This window comes from Aporhodopirellula rubra (assembly GCF_014192335.1).
Classification (GTDB): Bacteria; Planctomycetota; Planctomycetia; order Pirellulales; family Pirellulaceae; genus Rhodopirellula; species Rhodopirellula rubra.
On sequence record NZ_JACHXU010000011.1, the window covers coordinates 177,413 to 195,941 of the forward strand.

The 18,529-nt window shown below is 55.8% G+C and carries 12 protein-coding genes; 5 read left to right on the forward strand and 7 right to left on the reverse strand.

The features are described from left to right. Nucleotides 1-81: 81 nt before the first annotated feature. The 5 genes from FHS27_RS16135 to FHS27_RS16155 form a co-directional block, all read right to left on the reverse strand. On the reverse strand, nt 82-996 hold the full coding sequence (locus FHS27_RS16135; protein WP_246419901.1) for a class I SAM-dependent methyltransferase: 915 nt from the start codon (nt 994-996) through the stop codon (nt 82-84). Continuing rightward, on the reverse strand, nt 993-2,870 hold the full coding sequence (locus FHS27_RS16140) for an ATP-binding cassette domain-containing protein (protein ID WP_184305930.1): 1,878 nt from the start codon (nt 2,868-2,870) through the stop codon (nt 993-995). The genes FHS27_RS16135 and FHS27_RS16140 overlap by 4 nt, the downstream gene beginning before the upstream one ends. Continuing rightward, entirely contained in the window at nt 2,867-3,883 is a 1,017-nt protein-coding gene (locus FHS27_RS16145; protein ID WP_184305931.1) for an ABC transporter ATP-binding protein, read from the reverse strand. The genes FHS27_RS16140 and FHS27_RS16145 overlap by 4 nt, the downstream gene beginning before the upstream one ends. Nucleotides 3,884-4,155: 272 nt before the next feature. After that, on the reverse strand, nt 4,156-5,715 hold the full coding sequence (locus FHS27_RS16150; RefSeq protein WP_246419902.1) for a peptidylprolyl isomerase: 1,560 nt from the start codon (nt 5,713-5,715) through the stop codon (nt 4,156-4,158). A 79-nt stretch (nt 5,716-5,794) separates the two neighbouring features. Further along, nucleotides 5,795-6,835, reverse strand: coding sequence for an aldo/keto reductase (locus FHS27_RS16155; RefSeq protein WP_184305932.1), 1,041 nt, complete (start codon nt 6,833-6,835; stop codon nt 5,795-5,797). Between the two features lie 546 nt (nt 6,836-7,381). Here FHS27_RS16155 and FHS27_RS16160 point away from each other — a divergent pair. The 4 genes from FHS27_RS16160 to FHS27_RS16175 all read left to right on the forward strand — a co-directional run bounded on the left by FHS27_RS16160 (nt 7,382) and on the right by FHS27_RS16175 (nt 12,368). Then, nucleotides 7,382-8,539, forward strand: coding sequence for a 3-dehydroquinate synthase (locus FHS27_RS16160; RefSeq protein WP_184305933.1), 1,158 nt, complete (start codon nt 7,382-7,384; stop codon nt 8,537-8,539). 104 nt (nt 8,540-8,643) lie between these two features. Further along, nucleotides 8,644-9,564 carry a cobalamin-binding protein gene (locus FHS27_RS16165; protein WP_184305934.1) on the forward strand — a complete coding sequence of 307 codons (921 nt, stop codon included), beginning with the start codon at nt 8,644-8,646 and terminating at the stop codon, nt 9,562-9,564. 502 nt (nt 9,565-10,066) lie between these two features. Beyond that, entirely contained in the window at nt 10,067-11,569 is a 1,503-nt protein-coding gene (locus FHS27_RS16170) for an alpha-L-fucosidase (RefSeq protein ID WP_246419903.1), read from the forward strand. 58 nt (nt 11,570-11,627) lie between these two features. Next, nucleotides 11,628-12,368: an AraC family transcriptional regulator gene (locus tag FHS27_RS16175; RefSeq protein ID WP_184305936.1), complete on the forward strand. Its 741-nt coding sequence runs from the start codon at nt 11,628-11,630 to the stop codon at nt 12,366-12,368. Between the two features lie 113 nt (nt 12,369-12,481). On the opposite strand, the gene FHS27_RS16180 is transcribed toward FHS27_RS16175, so the two are convergent. Both FHS27_RS16180 and FHS27_RS16185 read right to left on the reverse strand, forming a co-directional pair. Beyond that, on the reverse strand, nt 12,482-16,810 hold the full coding sequence (locus FHS27_RS16180) for a DUF885 family protein (RefSeq protein WP_246419904.1): 4,329 nt from the start codon (nt 16,808-16,810) through the stop codon (nt 12,482-12,484). Nucleotides 16,811-17,124: 314 nt separating this feature from the next. Then, on the reverse strand, nt 17,125-17,487 hold the full coding sequence (locus FHS27_RS16185; protein ID WP_184305937.1) for a hypothetical protein: 363 nt from the start codon (nt 17,485-17,487) through the stop codon (nt 17,125-17,127). 276 nt (nt 17,488-17,763) lie between these two features. Between FHS27_RS16185 and FHS27_RS16190 the strand changes: the two genes are divergently transcribed. After that, entirely contained in the window at nt 17,764-18,462 is a 699-nt protein-coding gene (locus FHS27_RS16190) for an AIM24 family protein (protein ID WP_184305938.1), read from the forward strand. The last annotated feature ends 67 nt before the right edge of the window (nt 18,463-18,529 follow it).

Sequence of the window (18,529 nt, forward strand, 5' to 3'; positions counted from 1 at the left end):
TAGGGGCATGGAACAGCGAATATAAACGATCCGCTGTCAATTTGCCTAATGGATCATGCCATTGATGGCCCTCCGACCGCACTACCGCTTTCTCAGAATGAAGACCGCGTCCGTCAGGTCTTCGTCGATTTCTCGCTGAATTTCGACGTCGCAATCGAAGTCGTGGATGCCCGCAATTTCGAAAACGTCGTCGACGCTCGCCAACAATGCCTTGGCTTGCGAGGGAGTATAGAGTCGGAGTGAAAATTCGCTTTGCATCCGTTCGATCTTTCCGCTCGGTTTTGTTGCTTTGATCGAAACACGCAGCCTCTCGAGCCGTTTGCGCCGTTGGAAGTCAACGACTCGCAACGTCACGCTGACGTTGGTGCCCGCGTGAGAGGCTTTCCATCGTTCGGTGCAGTCCGGATCGGCGTCTAACGGAATGCAGTGGAAACCCAAAATGTAAACGCCTCCTTTGCGGAGCGACGCGGCGACAGCCCGCAGATGTTGTTCAGCCGTTTCCGCGTCCGTCAAATGCCGAAACGTGTTGAAGGTGCACATCGCGGCATCGACGCGAGGCTTGCACACGTGAGTCGTCATGTCACCCAAAATCAAATCACTGGCGAGACCTCGCCTCGCCAAACGTTTGCGAAGGTATGCCAACATCGCCGAATTGTTATCGAGCGCGACGAGGTCATATCCCTTCGCCGCCATCGCCGCGACCAGTCGACCGCTGCCGCAACCGGGTTCATACAACCGTTTGGTTTTGCCGCCACAGTACTTCTCGAACACGTCGTCAAAGAACGCGACTTCGTTGGCGGTCTCATCGCGAAACACCATGTCGAAGTATTGCGGATGGTCGTACCAAGAGTTCGATTCGCTAGGTTTGGATTCGTTGACGAGCGCAGATTCCCTCTCCGCTTTCTTCGTCATTTTCTTCGTCGGTTTCTTAGCCGCAGCCTTTGCCGAACGTTTGGTGTCTTTTGCCTTCGCGGTCGTGGGACGTTCGCTACTCATGAGGAGGCCGCCGCACGCGCTTCGAGTTCTTCCCAACGCGTGAACGCCGTTTCAAGCTCTGATTCAGTTTGCCGTAACACTTTCGATGTCGCCGCGATCGTTTCGCCACCGGATTGGTAAAAGTCCGGTGCCGCCATCTCGGCATGCAATTGCTCGATCTTTTTCTCGAGCGATTCAATCTTCGTCGGCAACTGCTTGAGTTCGCGTTGTTCGTTGTAGCTCAGTCGCGCGGGTTTGGACTCGGTCGGCGTCTCTTGTGACGACGTCGGTGACTGAATCTTTGCTTTCGAGATTCGGTTGGGCGTTTCGTTCTTGGCACTGGTATCCACGCGGTTTGCACGTGCGGCCTCCCATTCGTCGTATCCGCCGCTGTATTCGTTGACCGTTCCGGGCGCCTCGTCGTGTTCGAAGACGATCGTGCTCGTAACAACGTTGTTAAGAAACGTCCGGTCGTGACTGACCATCAATAACGTGCCGTCGAAGTTGACCAGTTGTTCTTCGAGCATCTCCAACGTTTCGGCATCGAGATCGTTCGTCGGTTCGTCGAGCACGATCACGTTGGCCGGCTGGGTCATCAGTTTTGCGAGCAACGCACGGTTGCGCTCGCCGCCGGATAAGTACTTCACCGGCGTGCGTGCCCGTTCGGGCGTAAACAGATAATCCTGCAGGTAGCCGACGATGTGTTTCGTCTTATCTCCAACGATTACCTTGTCACTGCCGCCACCGACGTTCTCGGTCACGGTCAGTTCAGGGTCGAGCGTGTCACGGAGTTGATCGAAATAGGCGACCTTCAGGTTGGTCCCGAGTTTGATCGTACCTTCGGTCGGTTTGAGGCCACCGAGGATGAGTTTGAGCAGTGTCGTCTTTCCCGCACCGTTGGGGCCGATGATCCCAATCTTGTCACCACGCATGACCAACGTGCTGAAATCGTTCACGATGGTTCGATCGCCATAAGAGAACGACACGTTCTCGAGTTTTGCGACCAACGCACCACCCCGCGATGCTGTTTGCAGATTCAGCTTCGCGGTCGCTTCGGTCGTTCGTCGTTCGCTTCGCTGAACACGCAAGGCCTTCAACGCACGCACGCGACCTTCGTTACGGGTACGACGTGCCTTGATGCCTTGGCGGATCCACGCTTCTTCTTCGGCGAGCCTTTTGTCAAACAACGCGTTCTGTTTTTCTTCGGCTTCGAGTGCCGCGGCTTTGCGTTTGAGGAACGTCGGATAGTCGCACGTCCAATCGAATAACCGGCCACGGTCGACTTCCCAAATGCGATCAGCGAGCGTTTGCAGAAAGGAACGGTCGTGCGTGATGAACATCAACGTACCTGGCCAACTCTTCAAGAATTTTTCCAGCCACAAGATCGAATGAATGTCGAGGTGGTTGGTCGGTTCGTCGAGCAGCAGCAAGTCCGGTTTGGCTGCGATCGTTCGCGCCAACAGCACGCGGCGTTTCATTCCGCTCGAAAGCGAATCGAAGGCGGCGTCGCCGGGTAGATCCATCCGCGACAAGGTTTCTTCGACGAGTTGTTCGATCTCCCAGTCTTCTCGCGTCGCATGGTCCGCCGGGCCGATCGATCCGGCGAGTCCGGGGATCGCATCGCCTTTGGCCATCATGAGGTCGTGGACGTTGCAATGAATGTCAGCGGGAACATCCTGGGTCAATCGCGCCACACGCAGGTTCGCACCCGCGTCGGCGACAACGTTCCCATGGTCGGGCGTGATATCGCCGGCAAGAATCTTCAGCAACGTCGTCTTGCCCGCTCCGTTACGGCCGAGCAAACCGATGCGGTCGCCTCGCGAGATTCGGACGGTGACGTCGTCTAGTAGTTGCGGACCGCGAAATCCGATCGAGATGTTTTCGAGTGTGATCATAGAGAGGGGGAGGAGGTGGATTGGGATGCTTCGCTCTGCATGGACTCGCGGAACAATTCCGCAATCACGTCCTCGAGCGGTGGGTCTTCAACAACGATGTCCTCGATCGCATGATCACGAAGAGTTTCGGCGAGCAGTCGTGGCACGTCGCCACGTGGGACTCGGTATTGAATTTTGGGCCAATTTTCATTCACGATCGACCCGAGCGTCTTGGGCAACGTCAGGGACTCCGAAGCTGCAAATTGCAACGTGACCAATTTGTCACCGCTGAATTTATCGACGATGCCCGATAGCGAACCGTCGTACTGAACGGACCCTCGCGCGACCACGACGACGCGGCGGCAGAGTGCAGCGACGTCCTTCATGTAATGACTCGTTAACAGAATCGTGATTTGGCGTTTTTCTTGGTAGTACCGTAAAAACTTTTGAATGTTGTGTTGGGCGATGACATCGAGTCCGATCGTGGGTTCATCCAAAAACAACACCTCGGGACTGTGCAGCAACGCGGCGATCAACTCCATCTTCATTCGCTCGCCCAACGACAATTCGCGAACCGGCTGATCGAGCAACCGTGTCACGTCGAGCAGATCGCTTAACTCATCCAATCGCGAAACAAATTCTTTTGGGTCGACGCCGTAGATGTGTTGATGCAATCGATAGGATTCGCGTGCCGGCAAATCCCACCAAAGCTGATTCTTCTGTCCCATGACGAGTGCGAATCGACGGCGGTATTCGTTCTGCCGCAGCCAGGGGACGTAACCCATCACGGTCGCCGTGCCGCTGGTGGGTTGGATCACGCCGGACAACAATTTCAACGTCGTCGTTTTGCCGGCCCCGTTGGGGCCTAGAAAAGCAACGAATTCGCCCTGCTCGACGCTGAGGTTGATCCCTTCGACCGCTTTGACGTCACGATATTCGCGGTTGAACAGACCTCGGATGCTGCCACCGAGTCCTTCACGTTTTTGATAGACACGGTAATGCTTGGTCAGATCTTTGACTTCGATAATCGGCATCGCTTCCGGCCCGTCGGGAGAAAACGGAGCATTGTAGCGCCGCGGACCGTTTGTTCGCAGTGGGGGTGCCGCATTCGTGAACCAACCGACATGATTCTGTCTCCATCCGGCATGATTTCGCGGCCGAATACCGGTTCTGTTGATCGTGGACGTCGCGCGGCTAGATGCGTATGGCGGCGCTAGAGTGGCACAGACAGGGAGACGTTCGGGCCGGGAATCCGCTGAGCAGATTCTTGTCGCACGAGTGTCTGAGCTGAGCGCCGCCGGATTGACTACTGCGGGGCCGCCTGCGGCTTTGCTTTCAGCAGACCGGCTTTCACCGCTTTCTGGATCTCCGCTTCCATGTCGACATACACGGGGTCTGGCAATTCCGGACCACGGCGAATGATCTCCGCACTCAGGATTGCGTCGGGGGGCAACTGAATCTGGTTTTTCTCTTTCTTTTCCGTCGGATCGACGCGTCGAAGTCTCGATGCGACGTCCATGCCATCGATCACGCGACCGAACACCGTTTGGTTTTTCGCCATCGACACGATCGGCAGATACAAGATCGCGAACTGCGAGCTGCCCGAGTTTTCAACGAATTCGCCGTTACCCAGTGGTATCTTTGCCATCGCCAGCGAACCACGCAGGCCCGGTCGTGCTTGTTCACGGGTGTGTTCGTCGACCAGGAACTCGCCCGAGTTGCCTCGGCCGTCGCCGGAGACGTCGCCCGACAACGCGAGCACGTTTGGAGAGACGACCGAAAAATCCAATCCCTCATAAAAGCCATTTTCGACCAATTTGAGGAAATGACCGACCGCGGACGGTGCCGCATCGGGGAACAATTCGACGACGAAGTTTCCTTTGGTCGTTTCGAATCGGACCTGTGGCAGCGTTTCTGAATCGGTCTTCGCAATTGCTTCCTGTTCCCGTTTGTATTGCTGCTCGAGTTCCTCGAGTTGATATTTCAGGTTCTTGTCCGCTTTCTCGAGGTCTTCCTCGCTCAACGACTCATAAACACGTTTGGCAACGTCAAAATCGCCAACGGTGACCGCTGATCGACCGAGTGCGAGATACAGGAAGCGAAAGTTCTGGCCGATGTCCAGTAATCGAGCGGCCGCTTCGAAGGTTCTCGCGTCGTAGATATCGTTCTCGACGTGGTGCTGCACCATCGTGACGACGTAACTGACGGCCTCGACGCTGGGCAGATAACGCATCAATTCCAACGCCGCCTCGAACTGCTCCTCCATCAGGTCCCATGTCTTATTCCGTTGTTCACGAAAGCCAATGATCGCCGCAGGAGTTTGGTCGTAGCCGTTTCGATAATGAATCTGCAATCGTCGCAATTCCAGCATCTCGTCGGCGAGTTGCCGATCGAGTTCGTTGAATCGATCCCAGGCAACCTGAGCTTCTGGTTGAATCTCTTCAGGCAAGGTTTTCAGGACTTCTTTTAATTCTTCGGGATCGTCTTTCGCCGGGGCATTCTGCGGAGGTTCATCGCCGTGATCGTGCGCGTGGTCGTGATCATGGCCGGCGTGTGGGTCTGCGGCGGGCACTTTTGACGTCGTCGGAGCGGAGCCCGAGAACGTCATTTCCGCGGCGCCACCCTGCTCGTTGGCGTTGTTTTCAGTTTCTGAGGAAGGCTGGTACAGCGTCGGGCCGGCGGGTTCGTCGATCGTCTCGGACACGCCCGTCGGTCCCGCATCACCCGTGGTTTCGTCCTGAGCCGAGACCTGGGTCGCGATCATCACGCCTCCGATGACGAGCACTGCTGTTGCCAATCGGGGCATGAAAACACGGCAAACCCGTCGGGCCGGCATGCGTGAGAAGGGAAAAGCGTGGGCGGGCATCTCAACGGTCCATCAGCACGAATAAAAAAGAAAGATCGGCCCGCTGTTACGCACCGTCATGGAAAATGGTTTGGTCGATTTAGCTGAGCCGACGCAGCCCGTCTTCCGTCATCGGGTTCGGGATTTCGATCTCAACTTCATCAATTCTTGCCAGGGTTTCAGCGTCGAGGATTAAATCATCGGCGGCCAAGCATTCTCGCAGTTGCTCCACTGTCGTTGCCCCGATGATGGTCGACGCGACAAAATCATGCTGCTTGCTCCACGCGACCGACAGGGCCGTCACCGACACCCCGATCGATTCGGCGATCTTCATCAAACGGCGTGTCGTTTCAATGGTTCGGTCGTTGACGAACCGCTGAGCCATTCGCTTTTGACGCTCGCCACCGGAGACGAGGTAATCGGTAAAACGTGCCCCCGCCGGTGGGCCGTCGTTGTATTTGCCAGTCAAGACGCCGCCCCCGAGTGGTGAGTAGGGCAGCAGGCTGACATTCTCACGCCGGCAAACTTGCGCCAATTCGTTCTCGCAACGACGATTGATCAAGCTGAAATTGTTCTGCACGGTTTGGTATCGCTCCACGTCATGCAATTCAGCCGCCCACAGGCTCTTCATCAAACCCCAGCAGGTTTCGTTGCTGCAACCGATCACGCGAACCTTTCCGGATCGTTTCAGGTGAGTTAAACCCTCGAGCACCTCCTCGTAGGGCATGCCGTGATCGGGCCAGTGGATTTGATAGAGATCGATGTAGTCGGTCTGTAATCGCCGCAGCGATTCTTCGCACGATCGAATTAATTGATGACGGTCCAAGGTGGTGCGTCCGTGCCGGACCGGAGGCGTGAACCAGCCGTGGCCGGGACCGGTAATTTTGGTTGCCACGGTGATCGCGTCGCGTGCCTGATTGGACAACCACGACCCAAAGATTTCCTCGGTCACGCCGACGGTCTCTTTTTGCGGCGGCACCGGATAAATTTCCGCCGCGTCAAAGAAATTGATCCCGGATTCCAACGCGACGTCGCAAATTTCGTGCGACAGCGATTCGTCACACGAGCTGCCGAACGTCATCGTTCCCATGCAAATATCCGATACTGTCAGTCCGCTGCCGCCTAATCGTCGTTGTTGCATCGTCGTGTGTTCCCTGGGAACGAGTTGAATTGCGGTTACAATGGTGAGTTGCAGGTTTGTAGCGTCCTGACGCTCGGTATCAATCCCCACCCTGATTGGGCTGAACGAAACTCCACTGCCACGGTTAGGGATCGAGAGTGCTTCCGTCGTTGCGGGCGCCATTGATCGAACGACCTGGATCGAGCTCGCTCGCGACGTGAATCAACGCAGTCATGCAAACACCGTGGCATCGTTCCTCGCCTCCCTCCCGCCTTTCCCGCCTCATCCCACCTTTCCGCGATCCTTCACCCGCATGCCCAGCTTTCTAACAATTCGCCTTTTTACATTGTGGCACGATTCGCTGCGGCCCGATTTGCTGCGGTTTGATTCGCATCGTTCCCGCTCATTGCGGCCATCTCGATTCCGGTCAGTTTTCTCTCTGGTTCGTTGCTCTTGGGAAAACTCGACGTTGGCAGCATGTTTGTCGCTGCTCTATCACCGAATTGTTAACAACATGACGATGACGCTATTCGGTCAAGATCCCACCGAGCCCACGAGCGACTCGCTGTGAGTGATATTGATGTCCCCTTCGTCGTGTCGTTCACACACCGACTCCGACACACCGCCGATATCAGCGACGCGGATTTCTCGGTCCTGATCGATCTCTTGGCGACCGAGCCGCAACAACCCGCGAAGGTTTTGTTGTGGGCCGATTCGAACCTCAGCGTTGCCACGGGCAGCCAAAAAGATTTCGCGTCGAGATTGAGCGAGCGACTCTCGCAGAGCGACCGCGTCGAATTAGCGGCACCACCGCACATCATCCCTGGTGGCGAAGCGTGCAAGAATTCTGACGCCGTTTTGCAACAACTGTTGAAACTGATTCACGATCACAACATGGATCGGCGTAGCTACATCATCGTCGCCGGAGGTGGAGCGGTGCTCGATGTCGCCGGATACGCGGCTGCGATCGCTCACCGTGGCATTCGATTGATCCGGTTGCCTTCCACGACGCTCGCTCAATCGGACTCAGGCGTCGGCGTTAAAAACGCAATTAATTCATTCGGCAAAAAGAATTGGATCGGCACGTTCGCGGTTCCCTGGGCGGTGATCAACGACGCCGCCATTCTGCAGAGTCTTCCCGATCGCGACTTCTGCTCGGGGCTGACCGAGGCGATCAAGGTGGCGTTGTTGAAAGACCCATCCTTCTTCGAGTTCATCCAATCCAACGCGTCGGAAATTCGTCGACGTGATCCCGCGATCAGCACGGCGGTGATCGCGAGATCGTGCCGTTTACATTTGGATCATATCACTCTCGGCGGCGACCCCTTCGAATCGCTCGAAGCCCGACCGCTCGATTTCGGTCACTGGTCCGCCCACCGTCTCGAACCAATGACGGATTATCAGTTGCGACACGGCGAAGCCGTCGGGATCGGCGTCGCCCTCGACACGCTTTATTCAGCACGCATGTTTGGATTGAGCCACGAGACCGCGATCGATGTTTGTCAAACCATCGCCGCGATCGGATCTCCGATTTGGTGTGATGCGATCAACGACAGTGATGCGGTGTTGCGAGGACTCGAAGAGTTTCGCCAGCACCTCGGCGGACGTCTTACCGTCACGATGTTACGAGACATCGGTGACAGTATCAACGTTCACGAGATCGATCTCGATGTGATGAAATCGTGCATTGAGGAACTCAGCGAACTCAGCGTCGTGACGCATTAACCCAGTCGGGTTCAAAAACAGCGTCTCTGCGGCACGCGATGCTTCTTTAGCATCGTGCGGCGAGATGTTTAGAGCCTGTGTGTTCCCATTATCCCGAGAATCCGATGCGTATCGTCTCACTCCTACCTAGTGCCACGGAAGTCATTTGTGGGATCGGGTTGCGCGATCAGTTGGTCGGCGTCACTCACGAATGTGATTACCCGACCGACGTTGCGGATCTTCCCAAGGTCACCAAAACGCTGATCCCCACAGATGCGTCAAGTCGTGAGATTGATGATCTCGTCCGCGAACGGTTGAAGACAAAGGCGGCGTTGTACTCGCTCGATATTGAGGTGCTCGAACGATTGCAGCCCGATCTCATCGTCACCCAAGCGTTATGTGACGTTTGTGCGGTCGCGGAAGACGAGGTGCGTGACGCGGCGTGTTCGTTGCCAAGCTCTCCTCGCGTGATCAATTTGGAACCAACCTGTCTCGACGATGTGATGCAGTGCATCCGCCTCGTCGGCGAAGCGTCCGGATGCGAGGCGGAGGGAGCCGCATATGTCGATTCATTGCAACAACGAATTGCAGCGGTCGCGCGGCGTAGTGAATCAATACAATCGCGGCCCTCGGTGATGATGCTCGAATGGATTGACCCGCCCTTCAACGCAGGGCACTGGAGTCCGGAACTGGTCGCGATCGCGGGAGGTCGCGAAGCGATCGGCGTCGCCGGTCAACGGTCGGTCACAACGCCATGGCAAACAATTGTCGACGCCGACCCGGAGGTGATCGTCATCGCATGTTGCGGATTCAGTGTTGCTCGCACGTTGGAAGACATTCCGATCTTGCGTTCGTATCCCGGATGGGATTCGCTTGCATGCGTTCAGGCCGATCGCGTTTCGATCGTTGATGGTTCCGCCTACTTCAGTCGTCCAGGGCCTCGTTTGGTAGATAGCCTCGAGATTTTGGCTCACACCCTGCACCCGCACGTGCATCCTCTTCCCGACGGTTTATCCGCCGCAACGCGTGTGAAATCAACGTTGTGAAACGTTCTCGATCGCATGCCCATTCATCCGTAGCCGCCGTCACCAGACGGAGGGCAACGTCCATAGCGGCATGAAGGCTGCGAATGCGCACGTAGCGTTTCGGGGGCTATAGAGCTTCGGCGTGTTAGTAATTCCGCGAAAGTTAATCGCCTGATCGGTTGTGGGATCAATCACGTGCTTCGCAAAAGGGGCCAGGAATAGAGATCTTGGATGCGAAGCGTGGTTTTCTCTGGGATGCTGAGACCATCGTTATTGTTGTCGAGAGTACTTTTCTTGTTACGTGCGAGCACCTATCCTGACGATGCACACGCGTGTCAATCCTTGATGCGATCGGCGACGCGCCCCTCCTGCTTTCCCACCTCACGATGCATCTCGTCCGGTCGACTTCCAGTGTATAGAGAAGTTCGCTGAAGCGGTTGATGCCTCTCACCCGTTGTCTTCTATCTTTGACAGTTCCGCGGACACCTTTTCCGCACAAACCCTTTCGAAGAGTTTTATGCAGATGAATACCAATGCCTTCGGCATACGCACGTTGCAGATCTCGTGCATGATGTTGTTTTGCTCGCTCGGCGGTAATGCCGGCGCACAAGAGCTGTCAAAAGATGCATTGCTCGATTTCGTCAACACGCGGTATCAAGCCTACTTCCATTACAACATGTGCACGTTCAAAAACGTGAACGAGGAAAAACACTCTGGACGTGCGAGTGGCAGAGAGCCCGTTGAGTGGTGGAACCCCAGCGGTTTGGATTGCGAACAATGGGCACAGGTTTGCATCGACAGCAAAATGTCGGGCGGATGGCTCACCTCAAAACACCACGGCGGCTTCTGTCTCTGGGACAGCAAAGTGACCGATTACGACGTCGCGTCGTCACCCGTGAAGACCGACGTTGTCGGAGAGTTTGTGAAGCAGTTTCGCAAGCGAGGGTTGAAGGTCGGGATCTACTACTCGATTCTCGATTACCATCACGGTATCGACAACGGCACGGTGTCGAAGGAGAAGCTTGACTTCATCAAAGCCCAGCTCACCGAGCTGCTGACGAATTATGGACCGATCGACTACATGAACTTTGACGGTTGGTCGACATGGCCGACGCTTCCTGACTTCGACGACATTCACTACCGCGATCTGTACGAGACCGTCAAAGCGATTCAGCCGGATTGTCTGATTGTCAGCCACACGTATGAATCAAACCTTGCTCACGCGGACGTACCGTTTGCCGATGCGGCCGGTCGATCGTATCCGTATCACCCCGAATACCTACGCCCCACCGCGGCTTCGGATACGTCGCAAGGCGATTGGTGGTGGGATGACATCGAACGATATCGGAAACCCAAGACGAAGGAATATTTGCTGAAGCAACTCGAGAGCTACAACTCGCACAACTCCGTCTACGTTCTCAATATGTCGCCGGGGCCCAACGGACGCGTCGACGACAATGTTGCCACGCGGCTTAAGGAAGTCGCGGAGGCCTGGGACAAGGCCGACGATCGCATTGCTCCGGGCGACGATTGGGGATTCCAGTACGACGTGTCCGAGAACCTCGCGTTCATGAAACCAGCGATCCAGTCGAGCACGCAGGGCCCCGTGATCGATTTCCGTGCTCGCCCACGAGCCGAAATCGCAGTCGACGGAGTGACCGAGAGCCGAGGGGCGATGGAACAAGCGGCGATGACTCTCAAAGAGTTGAACCCGTGGTGGGAGGTCGACCTCGAAGCGGATCATCGGATCCATAAGATTGAAATCTACCTGCAAACCGATCAAGAGGAATATCTCGTGAAGGATCGCAGAGCGTTGTCGGTTTCCGTCCGCAACGCAGCCGGAGACGTGGTTTGGATCAAACGATTCAACGCCTCATCGGATTTCTATCAAAGCCCATCAACGATCACAGTGCCTGTGGATGATCATGGCAAACCCGTCGTTGGCAGAACGATGCGGCTGAAGTCGATCGGCGAGACTTCGTTAGGTGTCGGTGAAGTCATTGTTCGCGGCGGCGATCGATCGTAAGGTATTGGAAACACGCTCGAACGAGCGAAACCACCTAACGATAGCCGTGCGACGATAAGTGATCGACACCACCCAGATTCGAAACGCCTTTCTAAAACGCCTCGCCAATCCGTTGGCGAGCGAGGTGCTTTTCGATCAACTCGAGAATCTCACGTATTTTGTCAAAGACGACCGAGGACGCTACATCTCCGTCAATCAGACGCTGGTGGAACGGTGTGGCGAAACGGAAAAAGCCGCGTTGATCGGCCGTACTTCCGCGGAGGTTTTCCCGGATCCTCTCGGTGAGTACTTCATCCGCCAGGATCTCGAAGTCGTACGAACCAATCGGCCGCTGATCAACGAATTGGAACAGCACCCGTATCCGACCCACAAGACGGGGTGGTGTCTGACGACGAAGATGCCGCTGTGTGACGTTGGAGGGGAACCGATCGGATTGGTCGGCATGTCGCGTGACGTGCAATCGCCTGACCAGGACCCCGCCGACTTCGCATCGGTGGCCGACGTTGTCCAACAGATCAAACGCAATCTCAATCAACCGTTGAAGACAACCGACCTCGCCAAATCAGCGAAATTGTCGGCATGGCAGCTCGATCAACGAATGCGAGAGCTGTTCGGTGTGACAACGGCCCAGCTTGTATTGCAGTCGCGAATGGATATTGCGGCCAAACGATTGCGGGGCTCGCAGGAGTCAATCGTCTCGATCGCGCTGGCCATCGGTTATAGCGACCAGAGTGCTTTCTCGCGGCAGTTTCGCAAAACGTTTGGGATGCCACCGGGTGACTATCGGCGACATTCGTAGGTCGCGTGCTCGCTGGAGAATTCTCCACCGTCGGATGATTGCGTCGGACGATGGTGTGTCCGATCGATGAAGATGGGCTAGCCGCAGTCGAATTGTTTCGACGCGATTCTCAATTACGGTGCGGCGACCATTTTGGCATCGAACGTCCACATCGGCGGTGATTCGATCGTGATGTTTTGCTCGAGCACGATCGCCTGCAAAAGTGAAATCGGTAGACTGCCTTGTTGCATCACTTGGTCGTGGAATGACTTCGCCGTGCCGCCATTTTTGACGTAGCGATCACGCAGTTCCGATAGTTGCATCGCGCCGATCATGTAAGCGGCTTGATACAGTGGTGGATAGTCCGGCCCGACGCTTCGCCGTACTTCGGCTTCGGCATTGATGCGATCGAATCCGACGTTATCGACGAGAAAATCGACGCATTGATCAGGCGTCAATTGGCCGAGGTGAAACCGCAACGAAAACAGAATTCTCGCGTAACGGTGGGCTCGCCAAACCAAGAACCCCAACCGTTCCTCGGGCGTCCGTGCGAACCCGTCGTCATAGAGTAGGAACTCCCAGTAAACGGCCCAACCTTCCAACCAGAATGGCGTACCGAACTCGGCACGATGGGATTGATAGCGTGACGTTTGGAATGCCTGGAGATGATGCCCCGGAATCAACTCGTGGTGCACCGTCGCGCGTGCAAACGGTTTGTTGTTACCACGCAAGCTTTGGCGTTGTTGGTCCGCAGTCATTTGACGGGTGGGAAACGAAACGCTAATCACTTCGCCGCCGGTGAAAAATGGGTTCACCAACTGGCGTTGCGGAGTCATCATGATCATTCGCCAACTCTTTTCCGCAAAACGATCGACCGTCAGCATGTCGGCGTCTCGCAGCCATGCGATCGAGTCGTTTGCGGTTTGGCGGATCAGGTTGGGTTGTTGGCCGACCGGCACATGCATCGTTTTGATCTTCTCAACGGCCGTCTGCCAGTCATCGCCGAACCCCATTTCGCGGGCCGCGTTGACCATCTCTTTTCGGCATTCGACGTAGCCTTGTTCGGCCAACGCGATCAGCTCTTCGGGGGTGTGGTCGATGAATTCACGACGCAGCTCCAACATCAGTCGGTCGCGTCCGACAACGGTGCCTTCGATGCCGGAGCCGTCAGCCGATTTGGAAATTACCGCTGGCGTTTTTCGTTTCACGCTGGTTGCCAACCGATACTCGATGTCCTGATGCAATCGGTGATAGTCGACCTGGTCGCCTCGTGACCACTGCTCGAACGGTTTTGCGGCGAACGGAAGTGATTCCAACTCCATGAGCCATTCGTGTAGCCAGTTCGCACGATCGGATTTCGGCGTGTCCCTCATCTCGGATCGATAGCGACGCATCACGCCCGGCATGATCGATCCTTGTGACGAGAGATACGGATCGAGGTCAGGGTACGTGGTATCAAACATCGACGGCATCTCGCCATTCGCATGAGATGCCTTCGACGCCACCTCATGTTTGATCACCGGACGCCATTTTTCGAGCTTCTTTTCGATCGTCTTGGCAAGATCACCGGACCACCAATCGAATTGCGGATCGTAGTCGGAGTAAAAACGACGCCATGACGCAAACGCCGATTTGATCTCCTTGGCGATTTGTCGATCACTCGATTCGGGACTACTCGCGGAAGGTGTGATCGATTCAGACGGCTCTGCCAGCAGTTCATCGAGTTGTTGGTCGATCTGTTCGAGCGTCGACGCGACATCCGCGTAGGCGACGGGCGTGCCACGACGATCCGGTTCACACAGGTCGATGATCGTTTTGGCAAACGGCACGCTCGCGAACCATGTTTGTGACGATTGGACGTTTTTGGCTAAGCCCGCTCGATCGTCAGCGATCTTTTGCCGAAGTTCAGACGCGTCGTCGGCGTTGAGATCAGCGATCGCTTTTTGCCATGCTGATAGAAAGTTCTCCATCTGCGTCAGATGCGTTGGATCGATTCGTATTGGCAACTGACGTTTCAGTAGATCTCGATCAAACTCATAGAGCTTCGTTGCGTCCGAGGCGACCGACGAGGGCTCGATGTCACTGAGATCGACCGCGGTGATTCGCGTTGGCTCCGTGCTGGTCGGAATTTCTGGTTTGAGTTTCTCGACAAAGAAATCGCGAGTTCGTTGCTTTCCGTACCGCCCGCCATCGCTGTGCCCCATACCGGGGATCATCAAGAAATCAAATCGTTTGTCTTCTTTGATCAACGCATCGACCAAACGCAAGGTCGACTCCGGTGGGACGTTCGAATCCAATTCGCCAACGAGTAGCAGCAGATCGCCTTTTAGGTTGCCGGCGTTATCAATATTGCTTGATTGGGCATAGTGCGGGCCGACCGGATATCCCATCCATTGTTCGTTCCATGACGCTTTGTCCATCCGGTTGTCATGACATCCGCACGATGCGACCGCCGCGTTATAAAAATCGCCATGGAACAAGAGAGCGCCGCATGCGTTTTGACCGCCTGCTGACGTTCCATAGATGCCGACGCGTGTCAGGTCCATCGCCGGAAACTGTTTTGCGGCCGCCTTCATCCACGCGATCCGATCGGGAAAACCGGCGTCTTTGAGATTGTGCCAACACACGTCATGAAACGCTTTGGAACGGTTCGCGGTCCCCATGCCGTCGATGCGAACTACGATGAAACCCAGCGATGTCATGTCACTATACCACTGTGCCGATCGATAGCGTTTGGGGACGTGCGAGTCATGCGGGCCGGCGTAAATGGCTTCGACGACCGGATACTGAGTTTTCGAGTTCGGATCGTAGTTTTCAGGAAAACAAATGATGCCCCAAATGTCGGTCTCCCCGTCGCGTCCCTTAGCCGAAAAGCGTGTCGGCAGAAGAGTCGTCGCGGCATCGCCGATCCGTTCGGCGGTTGCCAGAGTCGCGACGAGAGAACCGTCATCGGTGCGCCGTAGTTCGTGCACGGGCGGCGCGTCGACGCGGCTGTAGTTCACAATCACGTAACGGCGATCCGGTGAGAACTGGTATTCGTGGTCACCGTCTCCGTCGGTCAGCGCGGTGACCTGTCCGTCATCCATGCCAACGCGAATCAAATGTTGGTGGTAGGGATCCTGATCGTCGTGGTATTCACCCACGACCAGATCGATCAGACGAGTTTTCTCGTCAACGTGGATCAATTCGCGGACCAGGTAGTCGCCTTTGGTGATCGGTTGCATTTCGTTCTGACCGGTGAGGTCGACGAGGTACAGATGGCGATAGCCGCTCATCTCGCTCGCGTATATCACTTCATCGCCGTCTTCGAGGTAAGTCACCAAAGGCACCTTGCCTGCGTGAGCGGACCAAATGAACGTGTCCGTCGTTTCGTCGATCCGTGTGTCGACGCGGTTCGCGATCGGGTCAACGTGGAACAAGCGAAAACGTTGGTGGCCACGATCGACTTTTTGAAACAGCATCTGATGATCGTGAGTCCATCGGATCCGTGGGCGTCCAAAATCGATGGTCGGAATCTCAAGTTCGATGACCGATTGCTCGTCAACGTTCCACGCGACTAAATCGTACCGATCCATTTCGTCGCCGGGTAACGCGTAAGCCCGTTCGTTGAGTTTTGCGCGACCACCTTCGGCGGGTGACGATTCGATCGTGTACACGGTTGGCTTCGCCGCAGGTGTCAATCTCCACGCGGCCAAGACCTTGCCATCGGGCGACATTCGTGGTGAAACCAATTCGTACGCACCGGAGGCCGCCTTGTCGGTTTCCTCGTCATCGGTTTCGTCTTCGCCCTGGTGTTCGATTTCACGCAGTGCGGTCGACAGCTTTGCGAATTCAGTCGCGACGCGGTCATCGATCGGTTCGCGTTGACGGTTCCTTCGAGACGGTCTGCGTTGTCGTCTCGTGAAGGTCTTTTCGATTTCGGCGCGAGTCTTCGATTTCTCCGCAACAATACTACCGAAGTAGGTCCCGTCATCGCCAACAACTTCCCACGCATGACTAATGTAGGTGTGCTGACGCTTGGTTTCGCCGGGAGCCAATTTTGCGAACGGGACGCGATCCCCTTTTCCGTCGACCCAGAACGTCTGCACCGTTTTGTCGGACTTGTTCACAAACTCGATCTCGGCGTCATCGTCGGATGATCCAGAACGCGGAACGATGCCTCCCCGAAAGCCGCTACCGGTCGATCGACGGGATCGAGGCCCGTTCGGTGAATCTTCCGCCTCCTCAGGCGATTGGACGGTTAGTTCGCCCCTCGCGGCGTCGACGGTTACGACTTCCGTTTCGCCCGAGCGAGTTTCGCGTTCGAACCAGAAATGATCGTCGTCGATCCAGTGTGGCGTTAAACGCAGGTTGGTGGTTCTCGATGCTGTGCCGGGGTTCGCCGCATCGGCTTGTGATGGTGATGTTGCCGTGATGACGGCACCGATCAAAACGAGCGCGAGACGAGCGTTTTGGGAAGACATCGCGAGGTGCATGGGCGATCCGAGTGAAGTGGAAAGAGACGGCTGCTCGATTATGAATGCCATCACCCCCAAATTGCAAAACCTGATGCGAGAATTTGTCCGAAACAAAGTGATCCACCGTGATTTCGGTCAAAGAATCACTCGCTGGAGATGCCCACGCCACGCGTTTCGAAAAATCGCCGCGAAACGCAACGAGGAAATGAGACCGCATCTCGTGCCCGTCATTCGCGTTCGTCGTGACCGCAGCCTTGGATCTCGGTCGTAACGGGCGACCGTGAGAAGCCGATCGTCCGCACGATCGCGAATGAGAATGGTTAAACGCGATCCTCGGCCGAGGCGGGATGTTTGGCGTCATATCGATCTAACGCATCGCGACAATCCGATCGATGTCCAAAGATGAGGAGCATCGTTATTAAGGCGGCGACGATTCCGAGCAGCACGAGTACGGGCATTTTGTCATCGATTTCCGTTTGCCAAAGAAAGCGATCATGAAAAATCACTGACGCATCCCCGTCGAGTGCGCCAAACAGGATGAGGTAACCGATCCAAATCACATATGGCGAAACCGACATAATCGGAACCACAACAATCGCTCTCAGTACACATTGAAATATTGTCGGTGGTTCGGGTGGTCGCGGTGGTTCCACCTCAGGAGGAATTTCGTAGGCGTTCGTCATTGATCGTGCCTCCAACGCATCCATCCTAGCACATCGAGCGTGCTACACTACGCGGTCGGGGCAGTTATCTCCGTGCAAAAGTTTGTATGCAGACGACCTCTGTGCGCATCCTGTGTTCACAGCCAGGCGTATCGATTGCGAGTAATTCGCCGCCGGTCGTCGCCTTGGTGGCGGAGCGGGATCTCGCGTCGATGCACTGCTCGTTGCGAACGCTACCAAATCGATCCGCCTTGCGACATTTTTTTTCGACCTTTCATTTATCCGAGTGATCATTCCATGTCTGACAACGGCTACTCTCTAGAAGCATTCTTGGAAAAGACCGTCGACCGTGACCGCAATCAAGGGCTCTTTGAGTTGGAGTCCGACCGCATGCTCGACATCAATCTGAACGGTGAGGTTTGGACCAAACTCGGATCAATGGTCGCGTACACGGGCAATATCAGATTTGAACGCGAGGGCATCCTTTCACGCGGGATCGGTAACCTGCTCAAAAAAGCCGTTTCGGGAGAAGGTTCTTCGCTTACCAAAGCGAGCGGTCAGGGATCGGTGTTCTGCGCCGACTCGGGTAAGAAGATTACGATTTTGAAATTGAACGACGAAGCAATCTGCGTTAACGGCAACGATCTTCTCGCCTTCGAAACCAGCCTTACCTATAACATCAAGATGATGAAACGGATGACCGCGATGCTGGCCGGCGGCCTCTTCAACGTCCGTCTCGAGGGCACCGGCATGGCCGCGATCACCAGCCACTACGACCCGGTGACGTTGCCCGTCACTCCTGACCATCCCGTTGTCACGGACCCGAACGCGACGGTGTTGTGGTCAGGAAACCTCGAGCCCGAACTCAAAACGGATCTGCAGTTCAAAACGTTCCTGGGTCGCGGTTCGGGCGAATCGGTGCAGCTCCTCTTCCGAGGACACGGTTTCGTCGTCATCCAGCCGTACGAAGAAGTCTACTTTCAGCACCCCCAGTGATTCCTGATGTGCTGGGACGCATGATGCACGGTGATGCACGAGTTACCCGATGCTCGATGCAGGCTGT